Origin of the sequence: Roseibacillus persicicus, from assembly GCF_014651675.1 — a bacterium.
Lineage (GTDB): Bacteria > Verrucomicrobiota > Verrucomicrobiia > Verrucomicrobiales > Akkermansiaceae > Roseibacillus > Roseibacillus persicicus.
Genome location: NZ_BMXI01000061.1, coordinates 1 through 1,044, shown reverse-complemented (window position 1 = coordinate 1,044; position 1,044 = coordinate 1). Strand labels below are relative to the sequence as shown.

At 53.3% G+C, this 1,044-nt stretch carries 1 protein-coding gene; it reads left to right on the top strand.

Annotation, left to right across the window (positions count from 1 at the left end):
- Positions 1-4 precede the first annotated feature (4 nt).
- Positions 5-1,044: IS4 family transposase (locus tag IE099_RS20595; RefSeq protein WP_308428539.1), on the top strand; the 1,040-nt coding region annotated here is incomplete at its 3' end.

The following is a 1,044-nucleotide window of genomic DNA, read 5'->3' as shown; positions in this document are numbered from 1 at the left end:
CAAAATTGACCCGACTAAACGACAACGGCAATTCGGCCACATCCCGACTCTGTGGGCGTGGACTTGTCAGATCTTTGAACGCAACGAATCTTGTTCTCGGGGACTTGCTCACCTCCAGTCTTGGGCTGCCTCTGAAGGACTTCCAGTTCCTGCTGGCGATAGCGGGGCATATTGCCGGGCTCGAATGAGACTTAAGGACGACTTTATTGAAGCTCTTTCGCAACGAACTCTCGCGGCTATGGACGTCGCCATCGACGAGGAAAACCGCTGGCAAGGTTTTGAACTCAAGGCCATTGACGGCAGCTCCGTCAAATTAATGGATACGCCCGAAAATCAGGAACAATACCCGCAGCCCAGCGTCCAAAAAGAAGGCTGCGGCTTTCCGGTCATGTCGGTTTCGGCTTTGCTCAATCTTAGCCATGGAGGGATAGAGCATTTCGTGACGGGACCTCTCAAGGAGCAGGATGCAAGCCTTGCTCGGCAATCGCTTGAGCACCTACACGAGGGCGACTTGCTTCTCGCCGACCGAGCCTACAGCTCCTTCCGTCTCATCTCAGAGATTCGCAAGCAGGGTGCTCATTGCGTGATGCGCTTGAACAGTCGACGAGATGAAGCGCTCGATTGGCGGAAAGGAAAACGAGTAGGCCGTCACGAACGCGTGCTCACCTTGAGTCGTCCGGCATTTTCCAGAACGGGAATCACCGGCGAACAATGGGAGAACCTACCCGAAGAATTGACAGTTCGTATCATTCGAATGAACTACGAAGACCGCGCTGGAAAGAAAAAGAGAATGACCATCGTCACCACCCTCATTGACTCTTCAAAATACGACGGAATGGAGCTGCACAGCCTCTATGCCAAGCGTTGGGAAATTGAAGTTCGGCTGCGAGACATCAAGACCTTGCTAGGCTTCGAAATGCTGCGAGTTCGCACACCATCTATGGCGCGCAAGACCCTCGCGATGGTCCGCCTATCCTACAATTTACTTCGCTGTCTGATGCAGCGTGCAGCTCGAACATCTCCCGCGAAAATTGATGAGATCAG